This window comes from Cellulomonas sp. CW35, from assembly GCF_052378485.1.
Lineage (GTDB): Bacteria > Actinomycetota > Actinomycetes > Actinomycetales > Cellulomonadaceae > Cellulomonas > Cellulomonas uda.
In genome coordinates this window covers 765,449-781,791 of sequence record NZ_CP199000.1, presented here as the reverse complement: position 1 = coordinate 781,791, position 16,343 = coordinate 765,449, and the positions used below count along the sequence as shown (strand labels likewise).

Below are 16,343 nucleotides of genomic sequence, written 5' to 3'. Positions count from 1 at the left end.
CCGGGTCAGACCATGCCCGCGGCGGCGACGCCGAGCGGCAGCAGGACGGCCAGGCAGGTCATCTCGACCGTGTCGCCGACGCGCGCGAGCGCGACCCGCCGACGCGGGGCCACGAGCCCGAGCGCCACGAGCGCCGCGACGGCCGCTGCCGCCGCGCAGACGAGCGCCGTGCGCCAGCCGGGGTGCACGAGCGCCGCGACGACGAGCGTCAGCGCGAGCCCCGTGATCCCGAGGCACACGACGACGAGCACGTCGGCCCGCGCGTACGACTGCCGCGTCGACAGCAGCAGGCCGACCCAGCCCACGACGAGCAGCGTGGTGCCGAGCAGGCCGGAGGGCACGAGCGTCGGGGTCGCGACGAGCGCGAGCACGCCGACCGCGACGCGCAGCGCGAGCTGGATGCGGTACCCGGCGTCCAGCTGGCGGCGGACGGCGTCCGGGTCGACGGGCGCGGGGTCGAGCAGGATCTCCGCGTCGCTGCGCGGCGAGACGACGCGCAACGGGGTGCTCGCCAGCGCGAGCCACGGCACGCCGATGCTCGCGGTGAGCACGACCGCGACCACCACCGCGAGCACGTCCGCGGCGGCCGCACCGGTGAGCTCGACCGTGGCGCCCACGACGCCGAGCGCGAGGCCCAGCCCGATGGGCGCGATCGCGGTCTCCCGGCCCGCGGGCAGCGCCGCGACCGCGAGCAGACCGGCGACGACGAGGCCCGCACCGGCCAGCGCGACCGGCCACCCCCACGTCGGCGAGCCGGTCCCGGCGGTGAGCCCCGCGACCGCGGCGGGCAGACCGGCCGCGAGCACCAGGACGCGCCCCGCGGACGCGTCGCGGCCCGTGCGCGCGACCACGGTGCCCGCGGCGACCGCGAGCAGCGCGGCGAGCGCCGCGACCACGGGCGCGAGCTGCGACGACCGGTCGGCGGTGAGCAGCAGCAGCGAGGTCGCGGCGACGATCGCGGACGCGCCCCAGGCCGCGCCCAGCGCGCTGTCGTGCGGCGTCCACGGGCGGAACCGCGCCTCGACCGCGTCCGCGACGGCCTCGACGACGTCGTCGTACACCCGGGGCTCGGGCTGCTCGGCGCCGGACTCGAGCGCCAGGACGGCGCCGTCCTCGACGCCGGACGCGATGAGGCTGCGCGCCGGGTCGATCGTCGCGCCCTCGGCCGTCACCAGGCGGTACCCGCCGTAGACCGACGCGGCGTCCAGGACCCCGAGGGCGCGCGCGAGGCCCGGCACGATCTCCACGACGGCCACGTTCCCCGGTGCCCCGAGGTCGATGCGGCGGTCGCCCGCCGTCACCGAGATCCGCAGCAAGGTGCCGACGGGGGCCGTCGGGGTGCTCGGATCGGTCATCGGCGTCCTCGTGGTCGTCGGCAGGTCGCCGGTCAGCATAGCCACGCGCGAGCGTCCCCGAGGTGCGCTCGTGACCTGCGGCTCCTGCCTCGGCTCCGGACGCGCGTCCGGACGTGGCCCGCGCGGTGCGGTCGGGTGACGCCCGGGCGCCGGTTGTCCACAGGGCGTCACCCGTCCTCGGCGCGACGGTGCCCGGTTCGGTTACGTTGCCACCGGTTCGCGAGGAGCTCGCGGACTCACGTGGCTCGTCCGGGTCGCGTGCCGGCGTCGGCCCTCAGGGGTCGGGCATGGGGGAGGTGTCATGGCCGCTGAGGTCTCCGCAGCAGATGGTGCGATCAAGCAGGGCGCGGACGTGGTCGCGCGTACGCGCAGCGAGCTGCGCTCGGAGCTGTCCGCGCTCGAGGGCAAGCTGTCCGGGATCGGGTCGCACTGGCAGGGCCAGGGCGCGGTCGCGTTCAACCAGCTGATGGTCCGCTGGCGCGACGACGCGTCGAAGATCGTCGCCGCACTCGACGAGTTCGAGCAGAACCTGCTCACGTCGCAGTCCACGTACTCCGCGTCGGACGAGACGCAGCAGTCGACGTTCTCGCGCCTGTCCGGGCGCCTGGGCTGAACGAGGGGATCATCATGAGCGACCTGAAGGTGAACTTCGGTGGCCTGTCCACCGCCGCCGCCGACATCCAGTCCGGCGCCTCGCACATCGAGTCCCGTCTGAACGACATGGACTCCTCGCTGCAGCCGCTGCGGGCGAACTGGTCCGGCGAGGCCGCCGGCTCGTACGAGGCCGCGCGTGCCAAGTGGACCGCCGCGATCACGGACATGAAGGCGCTGCTGGCCGAGATCGGCCGCGCCGTGGCCACGTCGAACGACGACTACCAGGCCACCGAGCGGGCCAACGCCGCCCGCTGGTGACCCTGCGTCGGACCTGACCAGCGTCGGGCGGGTGACCGGGACACCGGCACCCGCCCGACGCACGCACCGTGGCGCGGCGCGCACCGGGCGGACCAGCCGGTCGGACCAGCCGGTCGGACCAGCCGGCCGGGTCAACCGATCGGGCGAACAGTGCCCACCAGGTGGCTGACCGATCCGCAGGGTCCGGCGCCTACGGATAAGGTGGGGCCGGTTTCGCGACCATTCGTCCGGAACCGACGTGGCTCGTCCGGGTCGCGTGCCGGCGTCGGCCCTCAGGGGTCGGGCATGGGGGAGGTGTCATGGCCGCTGAGGTCTCCGCAGCAGATGGTGCGATCAAGCAGGGCGCGGACGTGGTCGCGCGTACGCGCAGCGAGCTGCGCTCGGAGCTGTCCGCGCTCGAGGGCAAGCTGTCCGGGATCGGGTCGCACTGGCAGGGCCAGGGCGCGGTCGCGTTCAACCAGCTGATGGTCCGCTGGCGCGACGACGCGTCGAAGATCGTCGCCGCACTCGACGAGTTCGAGCAGAACCTGCTCACGTCGCAGTCCACGTACTCCGCGTCGGACGAGACGCAGCAGTCGACGTTCTCGCGCCTGTCCGGGCGCCTGGGCTGAACGAGGGGATCATCATGAGCGACCTGAAGGTGAACTTCGGTGGCCTGTCCACCGCCGCCGCCGACATCCAGTCCGGCGCCTCGCACATCGAGTCCCGTCTGAACGACATGGACTCCTCGCTGCAGCCGCTGCGGGCGAACTGGTCCGGCGAGGCCGCCGGCTCGTACGAGGCCGCGCGTGCCAAGTGGACCGCCGCGATCACGGACATGAAGGCGCTGCTGGCCGAGATCGGCCGCGCCGTGGCCACGTCGAACGACGACTACCAGGCCACCGAGCGGGCCAACGCCGCCCGCTGGTGACCCTGCGTCGGACCTGACCTGCGTCGGGCGGGTGACCGGGACACCGGCACCCGCCCGACGCACGCACCGCATCACCTGAGCACCCTGGGGGGATCCGTGTCGAAGAACGACGTCGGCGTCGACATCGAGCTGCTCGAGCAGCAGGTCAGCACCCTGCTACGACTGTTCGACCGCATCGACGTCGTGATCACCCAGGCGAGTGACGTGCGCTCGAGCCAAGACTCCTCCACGTGGTCGACGATGCCGTCAGCCCAGACGTTCGCCGAGGGGTACCGCACGGAGATCGCACGACTCGAGGCCACGTTCGCGACCCTGCGCGAGCGCGTCGAGCTGATCCGCGACAACCTCCGCCTCAGCGCGAGCGCGCAGTCGCGCACCGACGAGGACGTCCAGGGTCAGCTGGAGCGGTTCGACCCGAAGCCGTCGACGACCCCGTACTTCCCGCCCGGCTACCCCGGGCCGGTCGCGCCCGGCACCGACCCGCTGGGCCCGCAGGGCCCCGTGAGGTCGGGCGACGACCTGCGATGAGGGCCGCGCGCACCTACGCCGCGGTCGCGTCGGGCCTGCTCCTGGCCATCGTCGCCGCAGCCCCCGCCGCGGCCCTCGATGACGACGACGGCATGTGGTACTACACGGCCACAGGCATGTCCAAGCTGCATGAGCGCACCACCGGCAAGGGCGTGCAGATCGCCGTGGTCGACACGGCGATCTGGCCCGAAGCCGGTGACCTCGCGGGCGCGTCCGTCCGCGTGCACGAACCGTCGTTCTGCGCCGAGAAGTCGCTCGGTGATCCGCTGCCCGCCGCGCAGCGCACGGTCAGCGCAGCGCACGGGACCAACATGACCGCGCTCCTGGTCGGCACCGGGAGCGGCCAGAACGGGCACCCCGGGATCCTCGGGGTCGCCCCCGACGCGGACGTCTGGTTCTACTCGACACTTGTCGGGCCGGACGGCGAACAGGTGTGCCACTCACCCTCCGTCGAGGCTGGACGCTTCGTGTTCGGCGAGGCGATCGACCAGGCCGTTGCCGACGGTGCGGACATCATCTCGATCTCGCTGAGCAGCACTGTCTTGATGGACTACTGGGCCGTCACGCGGGCGCTGCACGAAGGCGTCGTCGTCGTCGTGGCGCTGTCGGACAACCCCGACCAGCCCTACCCGGGCTCGTTCAACGGGGTCGTCACGGTCGAGTCGCTCGGGCCGGACGTGCAGGTGCGTCCCGGGTCGCGGCCCGGCGCGGACGTCGTCGCACCCGGCGAGGCGATCCGCCACCTTGACGACGACCTGAGCTCGTACCGCCTGAGGAACGGCTCGTCGGCCGCGACCGCGTTCACCGCGGGGGCGCTCGCACTGGTCTGGTCCGCTTACCCCGAGGCGACCGGCAACCAGATCATCCAGACCCTCATCCGCAACACCGACGGCGAGGACCACGAGCTCTACCACGACCCGCTCACCGGGTACGGCGTCGTCAACGTCCGGCACATGCTCGAGCACGACCCGACCACCTACCCGGACGAGAACCCTCTGCTCGACCACGACCCCGACAGCATCCCCACCTATGAACAGGTGCAGGACCTCTCGCTCCTGGACGACCCGACGCTGCGTGACTCCCCGCGGCGTGAGACACCCAGCGCGGGCGCAACCACCCCGCTGCCGTCGCCCACCGCAGACGCGACCGCGACACCTGCACCCGCCACGCCAGTCGCCCACGACGCGGGTTCGACCGCACCCGCGCTCCTCGCGGCCGGTGGCGGACTCCTGGCCGTGGGCGTCGCCGCTGTCGCGGTGCTCGTCTTCCGCCGGCGTGGCGCGACCGCGACCGACGTCAGCCGGCCGGGCACCGGAGGTGCCACTCAGGCGTACGGCTCGGACCCAACTGAAGGGGGCAAGTGACGATGGCCGAGAAGTCTTCCGCCGAGCTCCAGAGGGCGCTCGACGCGAACCCGGACGCGGCGATCGCCGACGCCGAGAGGCTCGAGGCGCTCGGTGAGCCGCTGCAGGAGATCAGCACCGAGCTGCGCCGTCTGGCGAGCGACCTCGGGCTCGACGGCATGTCCGGGGACGCCGCGCAGGCGAGCATCGCCGAGACCGCCAGGTCGATGCTCGCGAAGGTCGACGCGTTGGCGGCGATCGCGACCGTCGTCAAAGAGGCGGCGAGCACGGTCGAGACCGCACAGCGCGAGTACTGGGCCCTGCCGCTCGGGCGGCTCACCTACGCCGAGCGCCGCGAGCTCGAGGCGAACGGTGCCTCGACCGGCATCCCGTACATCGAGAACGCCCGCGCCCTGGAGCGCGAGCGCGAGGCAGAGGCCGCTCTGGCAACGGTGAACTCACGCCTCCACGACCTCACGGACCAGGTCCGGGGCCTCGCGGACCAGGACCGCGAGGACCCGACGAGCCCCGGGCCCACGGACCCCGGGGGCCCGAGGACGCCACGGACGCCGTACGACCCGCCGTCGTCGAGCCCCGGCCCGGCCCCCGAGCGCCCGCCGCGGTTCGGGGTCGTCGGGCCCGTGCCCGGCGACCCCGGCGAGCAGCCCCCGGTCCTGCCGCCCGTGCCGCCGTACGAGCCCCCGTACGAGCCGCCTCAGACGGAGTGGCCGCCCCGGCAGCCCCCGCCCCCTGTCGACCCCGGCCCGGTCACGCCCGGCCCCGTCATCGGCGACCCCGGCGACACGCACGGCGACGACCTGCCCGGCACCGGGACGCCCTCCCGGCCTGGCGTCGGGTCGCCCGTCCTCGGTGGCGGGTTCGCCGGCGGCGACGGCTCGACCACCGGCCCTGGAGCGGGCGGCGGGTCGATCGGCGGTCCGGGCTCCGGCGGTCTGGCCGGCGGTGCCCTCGCCGGTGGCGCCGTGGTCGGCGGGACCGCGCTCGGCGCGATGGGTGCGGCGCGGCTCGGCGGTGGCGCACTCCCCGGTGCCCTGGGTGGTGCGCTCGGCGGTGCGCCGGGCGGAGCCGGCGGAGCGGCCGTCCTGGGCGGTGGCCCTGCCGGAGCGGGCGCCGCGGGCCGCGGCGCGCTCGGCGCCGCAGGCGCGGGCGGTCGCGGCGGGTCGGCGGGCGGCATGGTCGGCGCAGCGGGTGGCGGCGGAGCCGCCGGGAGCTCGAAGCGCAAGCGTCGCGCGGGCTCGCTGGGCTACCTGGCACCCGAGCTCGACGAGGACGAGCCGACGACGACCGCGCGCGCCGCGGGACTCGCGCGCGGCTCGCGCGAGGACGCACCGAACGTGACCGTCGACGCCCCCGCGGACGACGAGACCTGGTGACGAACCGCTGACGGACGGCCCCTGCACCACCGGTGCGGGGGCCGTCGTCGTCGGTCAGCCCGGGAGCTGCTCCACCAGCACGGTCCGGTCGCCGATGCGCACCGTGGAGCCGCTCGGGACGGGGGTCGGCCGCTCCGGTGCGACGACCACCGACTGCCCGGAGGGCAGCACGACGACGGTGCCGTTGCCGGACCCTGCGTCCGCGACCCAGAACCCCCGCGCGTCGATGCCGAACCGCGCGTGCGTGCGCGACAGGGACCGCTGCGGGTCGTCGACCGTGACCACGTGGTCGCACCGCTCGCCGTCCCGCGGGCGCGGCGCGCGGCCGATGACGCCCGGGCCGCTCACGCTCATCGCCTCGCCCGTGTCGAGCGTCAGCACGAACGTGCGCGGCCGCACGGGCGCCGTCGGGGGTGCCGACGGGTGGGGCACCACGGGGTGCGCGCCAGCGTGGGTCGCACGCGGACCGGCGGCGGGCACCGGGCCGGGCGCCGAGGCGGTCGGCGGCACACCGGCCGGCGCGCCAGCCGGCGCACCGGACCGCGCACCGGTCGGCACGGCTGTCGGCGCACCGGGTGCCGGGCGGGAGACGGGCGCTGCCGAGCCGACGGTGACGAGGCCGGGCGTGGCGGGTGCCCCGACCCCCGCGCCGCCGGCGCGCGGCCCGCGGACGTCGACGACCACCGCGCGGCCCGCGCGGTCGTGCCAGCCCTGCCGCAGCGCGGAGCGGTCCCCCGCGACGGACCCGACGACGACCCACTGCCCGACCCCGCCGACGAGGTGCCCGGCCCCGACGACGAGGGCCCGGCGCACCGCACGGCCGAGGCCGGGCGCGTACGGCGTCTCGACGCGCGCCGCGCGCAGGCCGAGCACGAGGTTCCCCACGGTCCGCCCGGTCCGGGCCTCCCAGACGACGAGCCCGACGGCGAGCTCGAGCGCGACGAGAGCCGCGAGCACGGGCCGCTGCGTCGCGCCGAGCACGGCGCCCGCGACGCCGAGGACCACGAGCGTGTCGATCGCGAACGCGCCGAGACGCGCCCCGACGCCGACGGTCCGGACACCGTCGAACGCGGCCCCGAGGCCGTCCGCGAGGGCGGGGGCGCCGACGACGCGGGGACCGGCCGCGGCCGGCGTCGCCACGGGCGGGTGTGACGTGCGCGCCGCCCCCCGCGCGCGGCCCGACGAGCGTCGCCGCGTCACCGGCGGCTGCGCCTCGACGACGATCATGGGTGCCGCGGGCGCGCCGCACCCCGTGCAGAACCGGGCGCCCTCCCGCAACGCGCGTCCGCACGACGCGCAGGTCTGCTCGCTCATGAGCCCACCGTCCTCCGCAGCACCTCGACGAGCCCGGACGCGACGACCGCCGCCGGCAGCGCCACGGCCACCGCGAGCCCCTCCATCATGTCCGCCAGCCGCGACGCGACCACGGACCGCCAGCCGCGCGCGAGCGCGGTCCCGACCACCGCCACGACCGCACAGAGCGCGAGCGCGCCCACGGCGACGGGGATCCGCCACGCGAGCGGCACCGCGAGCGCGGTCTCGACGAGCAGCGCCCCGGCGGCGAGCCGGGGCAGCCACCGCCCGGCCGTGTCGCGCGAGCTGCGCGGGACGAGCACGAACGCGAGCAGGACGCACGCGACGAGCGTGTACGCACCCCAGCGCTGCACGGCCGCGAGACCGTCCGCACGCTGCGCGGCCGCGACGACGCCGGGCAGCAGCGCGACGGCGACGACGCACGCGAGGGCGGTCGCGGTGATGACGCGCCGCTCGGCCCCCTCGACGGTGCGGGCGACGAGCCGCTGGCTCACGCGGCCGAGCGCGCGCGGCCGCGGGGCACGCACGGACTCGGCGGTGCGCGCGACCTGCGAGACGTCGACGAGCTGCTCGTCGGGGATCGCGAGCGCGAGGCGCGGCGCGATGCGCAGCACGAGCGGTGCGAGGCCGACCAGCAGCGCGGCCCCGGCCTGCACCGGCAGGTCGAGCAGGAGGGTCGCGGACTGGGCAGCGGCGGCGACGGTCAGCCCGCCGAGCACGACGACCGCGACGTCCTCGCCGTCGCGCAGGCGCCGGGTGACGACGGTGCGGACGCCGCCCGCGGTGGTCGCGCACGCCAGCGCGACCACGACGGCGAGCCGTCGCGCGGGTGCGTCGTCGGGCAGGACGGTCCACGCCCCGGCGGCGGCGGCGAGCGTGGGTGCGGCGAGGGTCGCGGCGACGGACGCCACGGGCGCGGTCCCCCGTCCGGTGCGCCCCGCCGCGGCGACGGCCAGCGCGACGAGCGCCAGCGCGAGGGCGACGCCGGTCGAGGCCGACGCGGGCAGGTCCGGGGCGGGGCCGAGCATCGCGGTGAGCAGCAGGACCGCACCGATCGCGCCCGCGAGCGCGAGCAGACCCGCCTGCGGGCGGGGGCGGCGGGCGAGCAGCTCCGGGTCGACCGGCCGGTGGCGACGCGGCCGGGGCGCGGGGCGCACGACGTGCAGCGCGCCACCGTCGGCGACCTGCCGGCCGACCGCGGCGCGCACGTCGAGCCGCTGCCCGGCGGAGTCGAGGACGAGGGTCGCGGGGTCGTCGATCGGGACGAGCGCGGCGCGCAGCGCGTCACCGAGCACGACGTCACGGCGCAGCGCGACATGGCGCTGCTCGGCGCCCACGGCGACGACGAGCCGCACGTGCGACTGCGGGCGGGCGTCGGTGGCCGAGCCGGGTGCCGCCACGACCACCTCCTCGTCCGTGTCCGTCCTGCGCGTGCGGGCCCGCCACCTGCGACGGCGGTCGGGTGGCCGCCCACATGCTACGGGTCCGGATCGCCCCGGTGCGGGTACCGTTGCGTGGTCCCGTGCATGCTCGACCCCGGCGCACGCTCCGGGCAGCGAGGAGAGCGATGTCGATCACCGCCGACCGTGGCGTCCAGGCCGGCCCACCGCCCGTCCCCACGGGTCAGGTCGTCATGCAGCCGCCGCCGGAGATCCAGCCGTCCGACGGCGTCAGCGGCGTGCTCTCGAACCTCGTGCCGATGCTCGGCTCGGTGGGCTCGATCGTCTTCATCTCGATGTCGCAGCCGGGCGGCAAGGGCATGATCGCGGGCGGCATGTTCCTGGTCGCGTCGCTGGGCTTCGTCGCGGTCAACGGGTGGCGCCAGCGCGCGCAGCACCAGGCGCAGGTCGTCGGTGCGCGGCGCGAGTACCTCGCGTACCTGGCGGACCTGCGCCGCACCGTGCGCCAGGCGGCCCGGGCGCAGCGGCGCGCGGCGCAGTGGTTCGCACCCGAGCCCGGCGCGCTGCCGGCGATCGCCGAGGAGCGCTCGCGGGCGTGGGAGCGCACACCCGACCACCCGGAGTTCCTGCGCGCGCGGCTCGGGACGGGCGCGCAGCAGCTCGCGCTGCAGCTCGAGGCGCCGCAGACGCCCCCGCTCGCGCAGCTCGACCCCGTGGCGGCCTCGGCCGCGCACCGGTTCCTGGTCACGCACCGCGTGCAGCAGGACATCCCGCTGTCGGTCGACGTGCGCAGCGCGGCACGCATCGAGGTCGCCGGGGCCGAGGACGAGGCCCGCGGGCTCGCCCGCGCCGTCGTCGCGCAGCTCGCGACGTTCCACTCCCCCGACCAGCTGCAGATCGCCGTCCTCGCGGGCGAGCGCGCGCTGCCCGCGTGGGACTGGGTGAAGTGGCTGCCGCACGCCCACTCGACGCGCGAGCGCGACGCCGTCGGAGCGGCCCGGATGATCGGCACGACGCTCGCCGAGATCGAGGGGCTGCTGCCCGAGGGGCTCGCGGACCGGCCGCGGTTCGGCCGCGCACCGGTCGGCTCGACGCCCGTGCCCCACCTGCTCGTCGTCGTCGACGGCGGTCACGTCCCCGTGGGCAACGGCATCGTCACGCCCGACGGCGTGCTCGGCGTCACGGTGCTCGAGCTGCCCGAGCACTGGGAGGAGCTCGAGGACGCGAACACGCTGCGGTTCCTGCTCGGCGCGGCGCTGCCCGACGGTGGCGTGCCCGTCGAGGTGCTGCGCCTGGGGATGGAGCCCACGCGGCTCAAGGGCGACCGGCTCTCGCTGCCGGAGGCGGAGGCCACGGCGCGCCGCCTGCTCCCCCTGTACGTGGACGCCGGGCCGCAGCGCGACGAGGGCCAGGTCTCCGCCGAGCTCGTCGACCTGCTCGGCCTGGGCGACGTGCGCGACCTCGACCTGTCGCGCGCGTGGCGCCCGCGGCTCGCGCGTGACCGGCTGCGCGTCCCGATCGGCCTGACCCCGCAGGGACAGCCCGTCGCGCTCGACATCAAGGAGTCCGCGCAGCAGGGCATGGGCCCGCACGGGCTCATCATCGGCGCGACCGGCTCCGGCAAGTCGGAGGTGCTGCGCACGCTCGTGCTCGCGCTCGCGCTCACGCACTCCTCCGAGGACCTCAACTTCGTCCTCGTCGACTTCAAGGGCGGCGCGACGTTCGCCGGCATGGCGGACATGCCGCACGTCTCGGCGATCATCACGAACCTCGGCGAGGAGCTCACGCTCGTCGACCGCATGCAGGACGCGCTGCAGGGCGAGATGGTGCGCCGTCAGGAGCTGCTGCGCGCCGCGGGCAACTTCGCGAACGTCGCGGACTACGAGAAGGCGCGTCGTACCGACCGGCCGGACCTGCAGCCGCTGCCCGCGCTGCTGATCGTGGCCGACGAGTTCTCCGAGCTGCTCGCCGCCAAGCCCGAGTTCGTCGACCTGTTCGTCGCGATCGGGCGCCTCGGCCGCTCGCTGCAGATGCACCTGCTGCTGTCCAGCCAGCGCCTCGAGGAGGGTCGCCTGCGCGGCCTCGAGTCCCACCTGTCGTACCGGATCGGCCTGCGCACGTTCTCCGCGTCCGAGTCGCGCGCCGTCCTCGGCGTGCCCGACGCGTACGAGCTGCCGCCCGTGCCCGGCGTCGGCTACCTCAAGCCCGACCCGACGACGATGATCCAGTTCCGCGCGTCCTACGTCTCGGGTCCGCCGAAGGCGCGGCGCCGTACGGCCGCCGGGACGGGCCCCGTCGCCACGGGCCGTGCGCGCCTCGAGTCGTTCACCGCCGCGCCGGTGCTGACCGCCGCCGCGGGTCGCGACGAGCCCGACGAGCCGGACCTCGACGACGACGACGAGAAGCGCGCCACGTTCGACATCGCGGTCTCGCTCATGCGCGGCCAGGGCCCCGCCGCGCACCAGGTGTGGCTCCCGCCGCTCGTCGTGCCCGAGACGTTCGACCGGCTCATGCCGGACCTCGCGGTCGACCCGCAGCTCGGGCTCGTCTCGCGCGGCTGGCGCGAGGCCGGCGCGCTGACGTTCCCGCTCGGCATCGTCGACCGCCCGCTCGAGCAGCGGCGCGAGAACCTCACGCTGTCGCTCGCGGGCGCGGGCGGGCACCTCGCCGTCGTCGGCGGCCCGCGGTCCGGCAAGAGCACGGTCCTGCGGTCCGTCCTGACCGGTCTCGCGCTCACCCGCACGCCGCTGGAAGTGCAGCTGTACGTGCTCGACTTCGGCGGCGGCACGTTCACGCCGCTCGTCGGGCTCCCGCACGTCGCTGGCGTCGCCACGCGCGCCGAGCCCGACGTCGTGCGGCGGATCGTCGCCGAGGTCGAGGGGATCGTCGACGCGCGCGAGCGGTACTTCCGGGCGCACGGCGTCGACTCCGTCGAGACGTACCGCCAGCGACGCGCCGCGGGCCAGGTCGACGACGGGTACGGGGACGTCTTCGTCGTCGTCGACGGCTGGTCCACGATCCGCCAGGAGTTCGACGAGCTCGAGCCGCGCCTCCAGGCGCTCGCCGGGCGCGGGCTCACGTTCGGCATCCACGTGCTCGCGTCCGCGAGCCGCTGGATGGACTTCCGCACCCAGATCAAGGACCTGTTCGGCACGAGGCTCGAGCTGCGCCTCGGCGACCCGACGGACTCCGAGCTCGACCGCAAGGTCGCCGCGTCCGTCCCGCGCGAGCGCCCCGGCCGCGGCCTCGTCGCGTCCAAGCACCACGTGCTCACCGCGCTGCCCCGCATCGACGGCGACGGGTCGCCCGACACGCTCGGCGCCGGCGTGCAGCACCTCGTGCAGACCGTCACGCAGTCGTGGCGCGGCGCTCCCCCGCCCAAGCTGCGCCTGCTGCCCGAGCAGGTCACGCTCGACGAGCTGCGCGCCCGCGCACCTCAGGCGCCCGGCATCCTGCTCGGCATCGACGAGGCAGCGCTCGCCCCCGTCGTCGTCGACGTGCGCGACGAGCACCACCTGTACGCGTTCGGCGACTCGGGTGCCGGCAAGTCCGCGTTCCTGCGCGCCGTCGCGAGCGAGGTCCAGCGCCTGCACACGCCGCAGCAGGCACAGATCATCGCGGTGGACTTCCGCCGCGCGCTGCTGGGCGAGATCCCCGACACGTACCTCACGAGCTACCTGACCACGCACGAGCAGGCGACCGCCGAGCTCACGGACCTCGCCGCGTACCTGCGCGGGCGGCTGCCGGGCCCCGACGTCACACCCGACCAGCTGCGAGCCCGCTCCTGGTGGACCGGTGCCGAGGTGTACGTCCTCGTCGACGACTACGACCTCGTCGCCACCTCGTCCGGGAACCCGCTCACGTCGCTCGTCCCGCTGCTCGCACAGGCCGGCGACGTCGGGCTGCACCTGGTGCTCACCCGACGCACCGGTGGCGCGTCACGCTCGCTGTACGACCCCGTACTGCAGGCCGTGCGCGACCTCGCGGCGCCCGGGATCGTCATGTCGGGCAGCCCCGACGAGGGTGCGCTCGTCGGCGCCGCACGGCCCGTGCCGTCGGTGCCCGGACGCGCGCAGCTCGTCACGCGCGAGGCGGGCCTGCAGGTGGTCCAGCTCGCCTGGACGCCGTCGACGACCTGAGTCAGCGCGCCTCGACGCGCACCGTGCGCTCGCCCAGACGCAGCGACCAGCCCGGGCCGACGCTCGCGCGCGTGCCCGCCGGCAGCGTCGCCGCCGTCCCGTCGGGGCGCACCACGAGCGTGCCGTTGGTCGAGCCGCGGTCCACGACCCACAGCGTCCCGGGCTCGGCGGGGCCGAACGCGAGGTGCGTCTTCGACAGCGACCGCGCCGGGTCGTCGATCGCCACGACGTGCTCGACGTCGCCCTGGGGCGCGCGTCCCACGACGCCCTCACCCAGCACGTCGACGCGCTCGCCCGTGTCGAACACCAGGCGCAGGCCGGGCGGCACGGGCGGCTGACCGGTCACGGGCGTGCGCAGGCGCGTGAGCTCGATGTCGTCGAGCTCCTCCGTCCAGCGCGGGTGGTCCGCCGCCGCCCGCGCGATCGGCTGCGCGGCGGTCGACGTGTCCTCGACGCGCGCGCCCGCGGGCTCGACCCGGTCATGGCCCGCCGGCGGGGTGTCGCCCGGCGTGCGCCGCGCCTCACCGGCGAGCGTGTCGGACCAGCCCGACGTGGGCGCGGGCGGGGCCGGCTCGGCGGACGCGGGCTGCGGGCGGGCGGGCGGGCCCGTGATGAGGCCGTCGGCCGGCGGGCGCTCGGTGGGCCGGCCCGTCCCGACGCCCGGCGGGAGCGGCACGAGACCGATCGTGGCGGCGGGCTCCGGCTCCGCCGCCGCGGCGTCGGCCGCCGGCTCCGCCGGGGGCGCAGCCGCGACGGGCGGCGCGGTGACGGGCGGCGCGGTCACGGGCGCAGCGGTCACGGGCGCAGCGGTCACGGGCGCGGCGGTCACGGGCGCGGGGGTCACGGGTGCGGGGGCGACCGGCGCGGGGGCGACCGGCGCGGGGGCAGGCGCGGGCGCAGACGACGGCGGCGGCGGGGGCACGGGCCCGACCGCGCGCGCCACGGCCCGGTCCCACGCCTGCGCGGGGTCCTCGGACCGAGCGACGCCCGTCGCGTTCGCGAGCAGGACGATCGTGCCCGCGGCCTTGTCGTGCCAGCCCCGCTGCGCGGGCGTCTTGTCGAACACGCCCGACGCCACGACGAGCCACTCCCCGACGAGGCACGCGACGTAGCCGAGTCCCACGACGAGCTGCCGGACGAAGATGCGCAGCAGACCCGCGGGACGGCCGGTCTCGGCCGACACCGTCCGGATCCCGAGCAGCGCACCGCCGACGGTTGCGCCGGTGACCGACTCGGAGATCCACAGCGCGAGCCCGCCGAGCCCGCCCAGCAGGGACGGCAGGAACGACGCCGCGCTCGGGCGCGCTCCCGCCTCGGGGGTGCCCGCGACGGCCAGCGAGATCACCACGCCCAGCCCGGCGAGCAGCGAGAGCGCGGCGAGGTCGATCGCGTACGCGGCGACGCGGCGCCCGACGGGCGCCACGCTCCCCGGCACGACCGGGAACGTCCCGGCCGCACGCGCGTCGCGACGCCCACCGACGCTCGGCGGTGCGGCGACCGAGGCGGCGGTGACCGGCTCCGAGCCCCACGCGGTCGCGGCCGTCGTCGGCGCAGGAGCCGGCGCGGTGGTCGCGGCGGGCGCGCTCGGGGGCACGTCGCGCGACGTCCGGACGGGGTCGTCGGCAGCGGGCGCGGCAGCGGGTACGGGGGCGGGTACGGGTCCGGGCGCCGACGGCGCGGGCGCTGCCTGGACGCGCGCGCCACACTCGGCGCAGAACATCGCCCCCGCCTCGAGCTCAGCCCCGCACGTCCCGCACAGCTTGCCGCTCACGCTCGCCACCCTCCTCGTCGCGGTGGCCGGTCCGCTCGCGCGCTCCCCGGCCTGCCGCGAGCATCGTGCCAGATGCGCCCGATGCGTTCGCCCGGTCCGTGCACAGCACCGCCCGTGCAGGTCGTACCGCGAGACGCGCGGGGCCCGAGGTGTCCCCCGCACGGGTGGTGCGCGGGGTGCGACGGCCCGTCGTCAGGAGGCGCGGTCGACGAGTGCGTCGGCGAAGGAGACGAGCGCGTCCTTGACCGGCCCGGCCGGCAGCGGCTCGAGCACGCGCACGGCGTCGTGCGCGAGCGCGACCGCCTGGTCCCGGGTCTCGTCGACGACGGCGTGGGCCCGCAGCAGCGCGACGGCCTCGTCGAGCGCGGCGTCGTCGGACAGGTCCCCGTCGAGGCGCGCGAGCAGCGCCCGGTCCTCGTCGGTCGCGGCGGGACCCGCGCAGCGGGCCCGCAGCAGGAGCACGGGCATCGTCGGGACACGCTCGCGCAGGTCCGTCCCGGGGGTCTTGCCGGTCAGCGCACCGTCGGAGGTGAGGTCGATGACGTCGTCGGCGAGCTGGAAGGCGACACCGATGCGCTCGCCGAACTCCATGACGATGGAGACGACCTCGGGCGTGCAGCCGGCGAACATCGCGCCGAGCCGCGCGGACGTCGCGAGCAGCGACGCGGTCTTGTCGGCGAGCACCTGCAGGTAGTGCGCGACCGGGTCGTCACCCTCGCGCGGGCCGACCGTCTCGTGGAGCTGGCCGAGGCACAGCCGCTCGAACGTGCGCGCCTGGATGCGCACCGCCTCGGGGCCGAGGCCTGCGACGGTCGTGGAGGCCCGGGCGAACAGGAGGTCGCCCGTGAGGATCGCGACGGAGTTGCCCCAGACCTCGTGCGCGGACGGCGCACCGCGGCGCAGCGGTGCGGAGTCCATGACGTCGTCGTGGTAGAGCGTCGCGAGGTGCGTGAGCTCGACGACGACGGCCGCGTCGATGACCTCCCGGCGCGCCCCGTCACCCAGCTCGGCGACGAGCAGGGTCAGGAGCGGACGCAGGCGCTTCCCGCCGGCGTTGACCAGGTGGCGCGAGGCCGAGTCCGCGAGGGCGTCGGCGTTGCCGACCGCGTCACGCAGCGCCTCCTCGACGAGGGCGAGGCGCGCGGTGAGCCGGTCGGCGAGGGCCTGGTCGGCCAGCGGGATGGCCGCGGTCGAAGTCACGAGACGAACCTATCCCGGCCACGAGGGTGCGCCGGCACGCCCGACCGGGCGTAACGGACGAACCGGACGGTGATCTC

The 16,343-nt window shown here is 76.2% G+C and carries 13 protein-coding genes; 8 read left to right on the top strand and 5 right to left on the bottom strand.

Annotated elements, in window-relative coordinates:
- Positions 1-5 precede the first annotated feature (5 nt).
- Positions 6-1,355, bottom strand: a complete 1,350-nt coding sequence (gene eccD / locus ACT17Q_RS03695; protein ID WP_444664819.1) for a type VII secretion integral membrane protein EccD — start codon at positions 1,353-1,355, stop codon at positions 6-8.
- Between the two features lie 301 nt (positions 1,356-1,656).
- On the opposite strand from eccD, the gene ACT17Q_RS03690 reads away from it, so the two are divergent.
- The 7 genes from ACT17Q_RS03690 (at position 1,657) to ACT17Q_RS03660 (ending at position 6,442) form a co-directional block, all read left to right on the top strand.
- On the top strand, positions 1,657-1,968 hold the full coding sequence (locus ACT17Q_RS03690; RefSeq protein ID WP_094180793.1) for a WXG100 family type VII secretion target: 312 nt from the start codon (positions 1,657-1,659) through the stop codon (positions 1,966-1,968).
- 14 nt (positions 1,969-1,982) lie between these two features.
- Positions 1,983-2,267, top strand: a complete 285-nt coding sequence (locus ACT17Q_RS03685; protein ID WP_094182305.1) for a WXG100 family type VII secretion target — start codon at positions 1,983-1,985, stop codon at positions 2,265-2,267.
- A 299-nt stretch (positions 2,268-2,566) separates the two neighbouring features.
- Positions 2,567-2,878, top strand: a complete 312-nt coding sequence (locus tag ACT17Q_RS03680; RefSeq protein WP_094180793.1) for a WXG100 family type VII secretion target — start codon at positions 2,567-2,569, stop codon at positions 2,876-2,878.
- A 14-nt stretch (positions 2,879-2,892) separates the two neighbouring features.
- Positions 2,893-3,177, top strand: coding sequence for a WXG100 family type VII secretion target (locus ACT17Q_RS03675; RefSeq protein WP_094182305.1), 285 nt, complete (start codon positions 2,893-2,895; stop codon positions 3,175-3,177).
- A 96-nt stretch (positions 3,178-3,273) separates the two neighbouring features.
- Positions 3,274-3,705: a hypothetical protein gene (locus tag ACT17Q_RS03670; protein WP_444664816.1), complete on the top strand. Its 432-nt coding sequence runs from the start codon at positions 3,274-3,276 to the stop codon at positions 3,703-3,705.
- Positions 3,702-5,069: a S8 family peptidase gene (locus ACT17Q_RS03665; RefSeq protein WP_444664814.1), complete on the top strand. Its 1,368-nt coding sequence runs from the start codon at positions 3,702-3,704 to the stop codon at positions 5,067-5,069. Before ACT17Q_RS03670 ends, ACT17Q_RS03665 begins: the two co-directional genes overlap by 4 nt.
- A 2-nt stretch (positions 5,070-5,071) precedes the next feature.
- Positions 5,072-6,442, top strand: a complete 1,371-nt coding sequence (locus tag ACT17Q_RS03660; RefSeq protein ID WP_444664812.1) for a hypothetical protein — start codon at positions 5,072-5,074, stop codon at positions 6,440-6,442.
- A gap of 54 nt (positions 6,443-6,496) precedes the next feature.
- On the opposite strand, the gene ACT17Q_RS03655 is transcribed toward ACT17Q_RS03660, so the two are convergent.
- Both ACT17Q_RS03655 and ACT17Q_RS03650 read right to left on the bottom strand, forming a co-directional pair.
- Positions 6,497-7,756, bottom strand: coding sequence for an RDD family protein (locus ACT17Q_RS03655; RefSeq protein ID WP_094180797.1), 1,260 nt, complete (start codon positions 7,754-7,756; stop codon positions 6,497-6,499).
- Positions 7,753-9,156: a hypothetical protein gene (locus ACT17Q_RS03650; protein ID WP_444664810.1), complete on the bottom strand. Its 1,404-nt coding sequence runs from the start codon at positions 9,154-9,156 to the stop codon at positions 7,753-7,755. The genes ACT17Q_RS03655 and ACT17Q_RS03650 overlap by 4 nt, the downstream gene beginning before the upstream one ends.
- Positions 9,157-9,323: 167 nt before the next feature.
- Between ACT17Q_RS03650 and eccCa the strand changes: the two genes are divergently transcribed.
- Positions 9,324-13,295, top strand: a complete 3,972-nt coding sequence (gene eccCa / locus ACT17Q_RS03645) for a type VII secretion protein EccCa (protein WP_444664808.1) — start codon at positions 9,324-9,326, stop codon at positions 13,293-13,295.
- Between the two features lies 1 nt (position 13,296).
- Here eccCa and ACT17Q_RS03640 read toward each other — a convergent pair whose 3' ends face one another.
- Together ACT17Q_RS03640 and ACT17Q_RS03635 are read right to left on the bottom strand one after the other, a co-directional pair.
- A complete protein-coding gene (locus ACT17Q_RS03640; RefSeq protein ID WP_444664806.1) occupies positions 13,297-15,066 on the bottom strand; it encodes an RDD family protein in 1,770 nt (589 codons plus the stop codon).
- A gap of 192 nt (positions 15,067-15,258) precedes the next feature.
- The gene (locus ACT17Q_RS03635; RefSeq protein ID WP_444664804.1) at positions 15,259-16,266 is read right to left on the bottom strand and encodes a polyprenyl synthetase family protein; all 1,008 of its coding nucleotides are present in this window, start codon (positions 16,264-16,266) and stop codon (positions 15,259-15,261) included.
- Positions 16,267-16,343: the final 77 nt, after the last annotated feature.

Bases quoted from the DNA above. Each gene is read 5' to 3' on its own strand.
- ACT17Q_RS03690 (WP_094180793.1), top strand. From the start codon at position 1,657: ATGGCCGCTGAGGTCTCCGCAGCAGATGGTGCGATCAAGCAGGGCGCG.
- ACT17Q_RS03685 (WP_094182305.1), top strand. From the start codon at position 1,983: ATGAGCGACCTGAAGGTGAACTTCGGTGGCCTGTCCACCGCCGCCGCC.
- ACT17Q_RS03675 (WP_094182305.1), top strand. From the start codon at position 2,893: ATGAGCGACCTGAAGGTGAACTTCGGTGGCCTGTCCACCGCCGCCGCC.
- eccCa (WP_444664808.1), top strand. From the start codon at position 9,324: ATGTCGATCACCGCCGACCGTGGCGTCCAGGCCGGCCCACCGCCCGTC.
- eccD (WP_444664819.1), bottom strand. From the start codon at position 1,355: ATGACCGATCCGAGCACCCCGACGGCCCCCGTCGGCACCTTGCTGCGG.
- ACT17Q_RS03660 (WP_444664812.1), top strand. From the start codon at position 5,072: ATGGCCGAGAAGTCTTCCGCCGAGCTCCAGAGGGCGCTCGACGCGAAC.
- ACT17Q_RS03680 (WP_094180793.1), top strand. From the start codon at position 2,567: ATGGCCGCTGAGGTCTCCGCAGCAGATGGTGCGATCAAGCAGGGCGCG.
- ACT17Q_RS03665 (WP_444664814.1), top strand. From the start codon at position 3,702: ATGAGGGCCGCGCGCACCTACGCCGCGGTCGCGTCGGGCCTGCTCCTG.
- ACT17Q_RS03655 (WP_094180797.1), bottom strand. From the start codon at position 7,756: ATGAGCGAGCAGACCTGCGCGTCGTGCGGACGCGCGTTGCGGGAGGGC.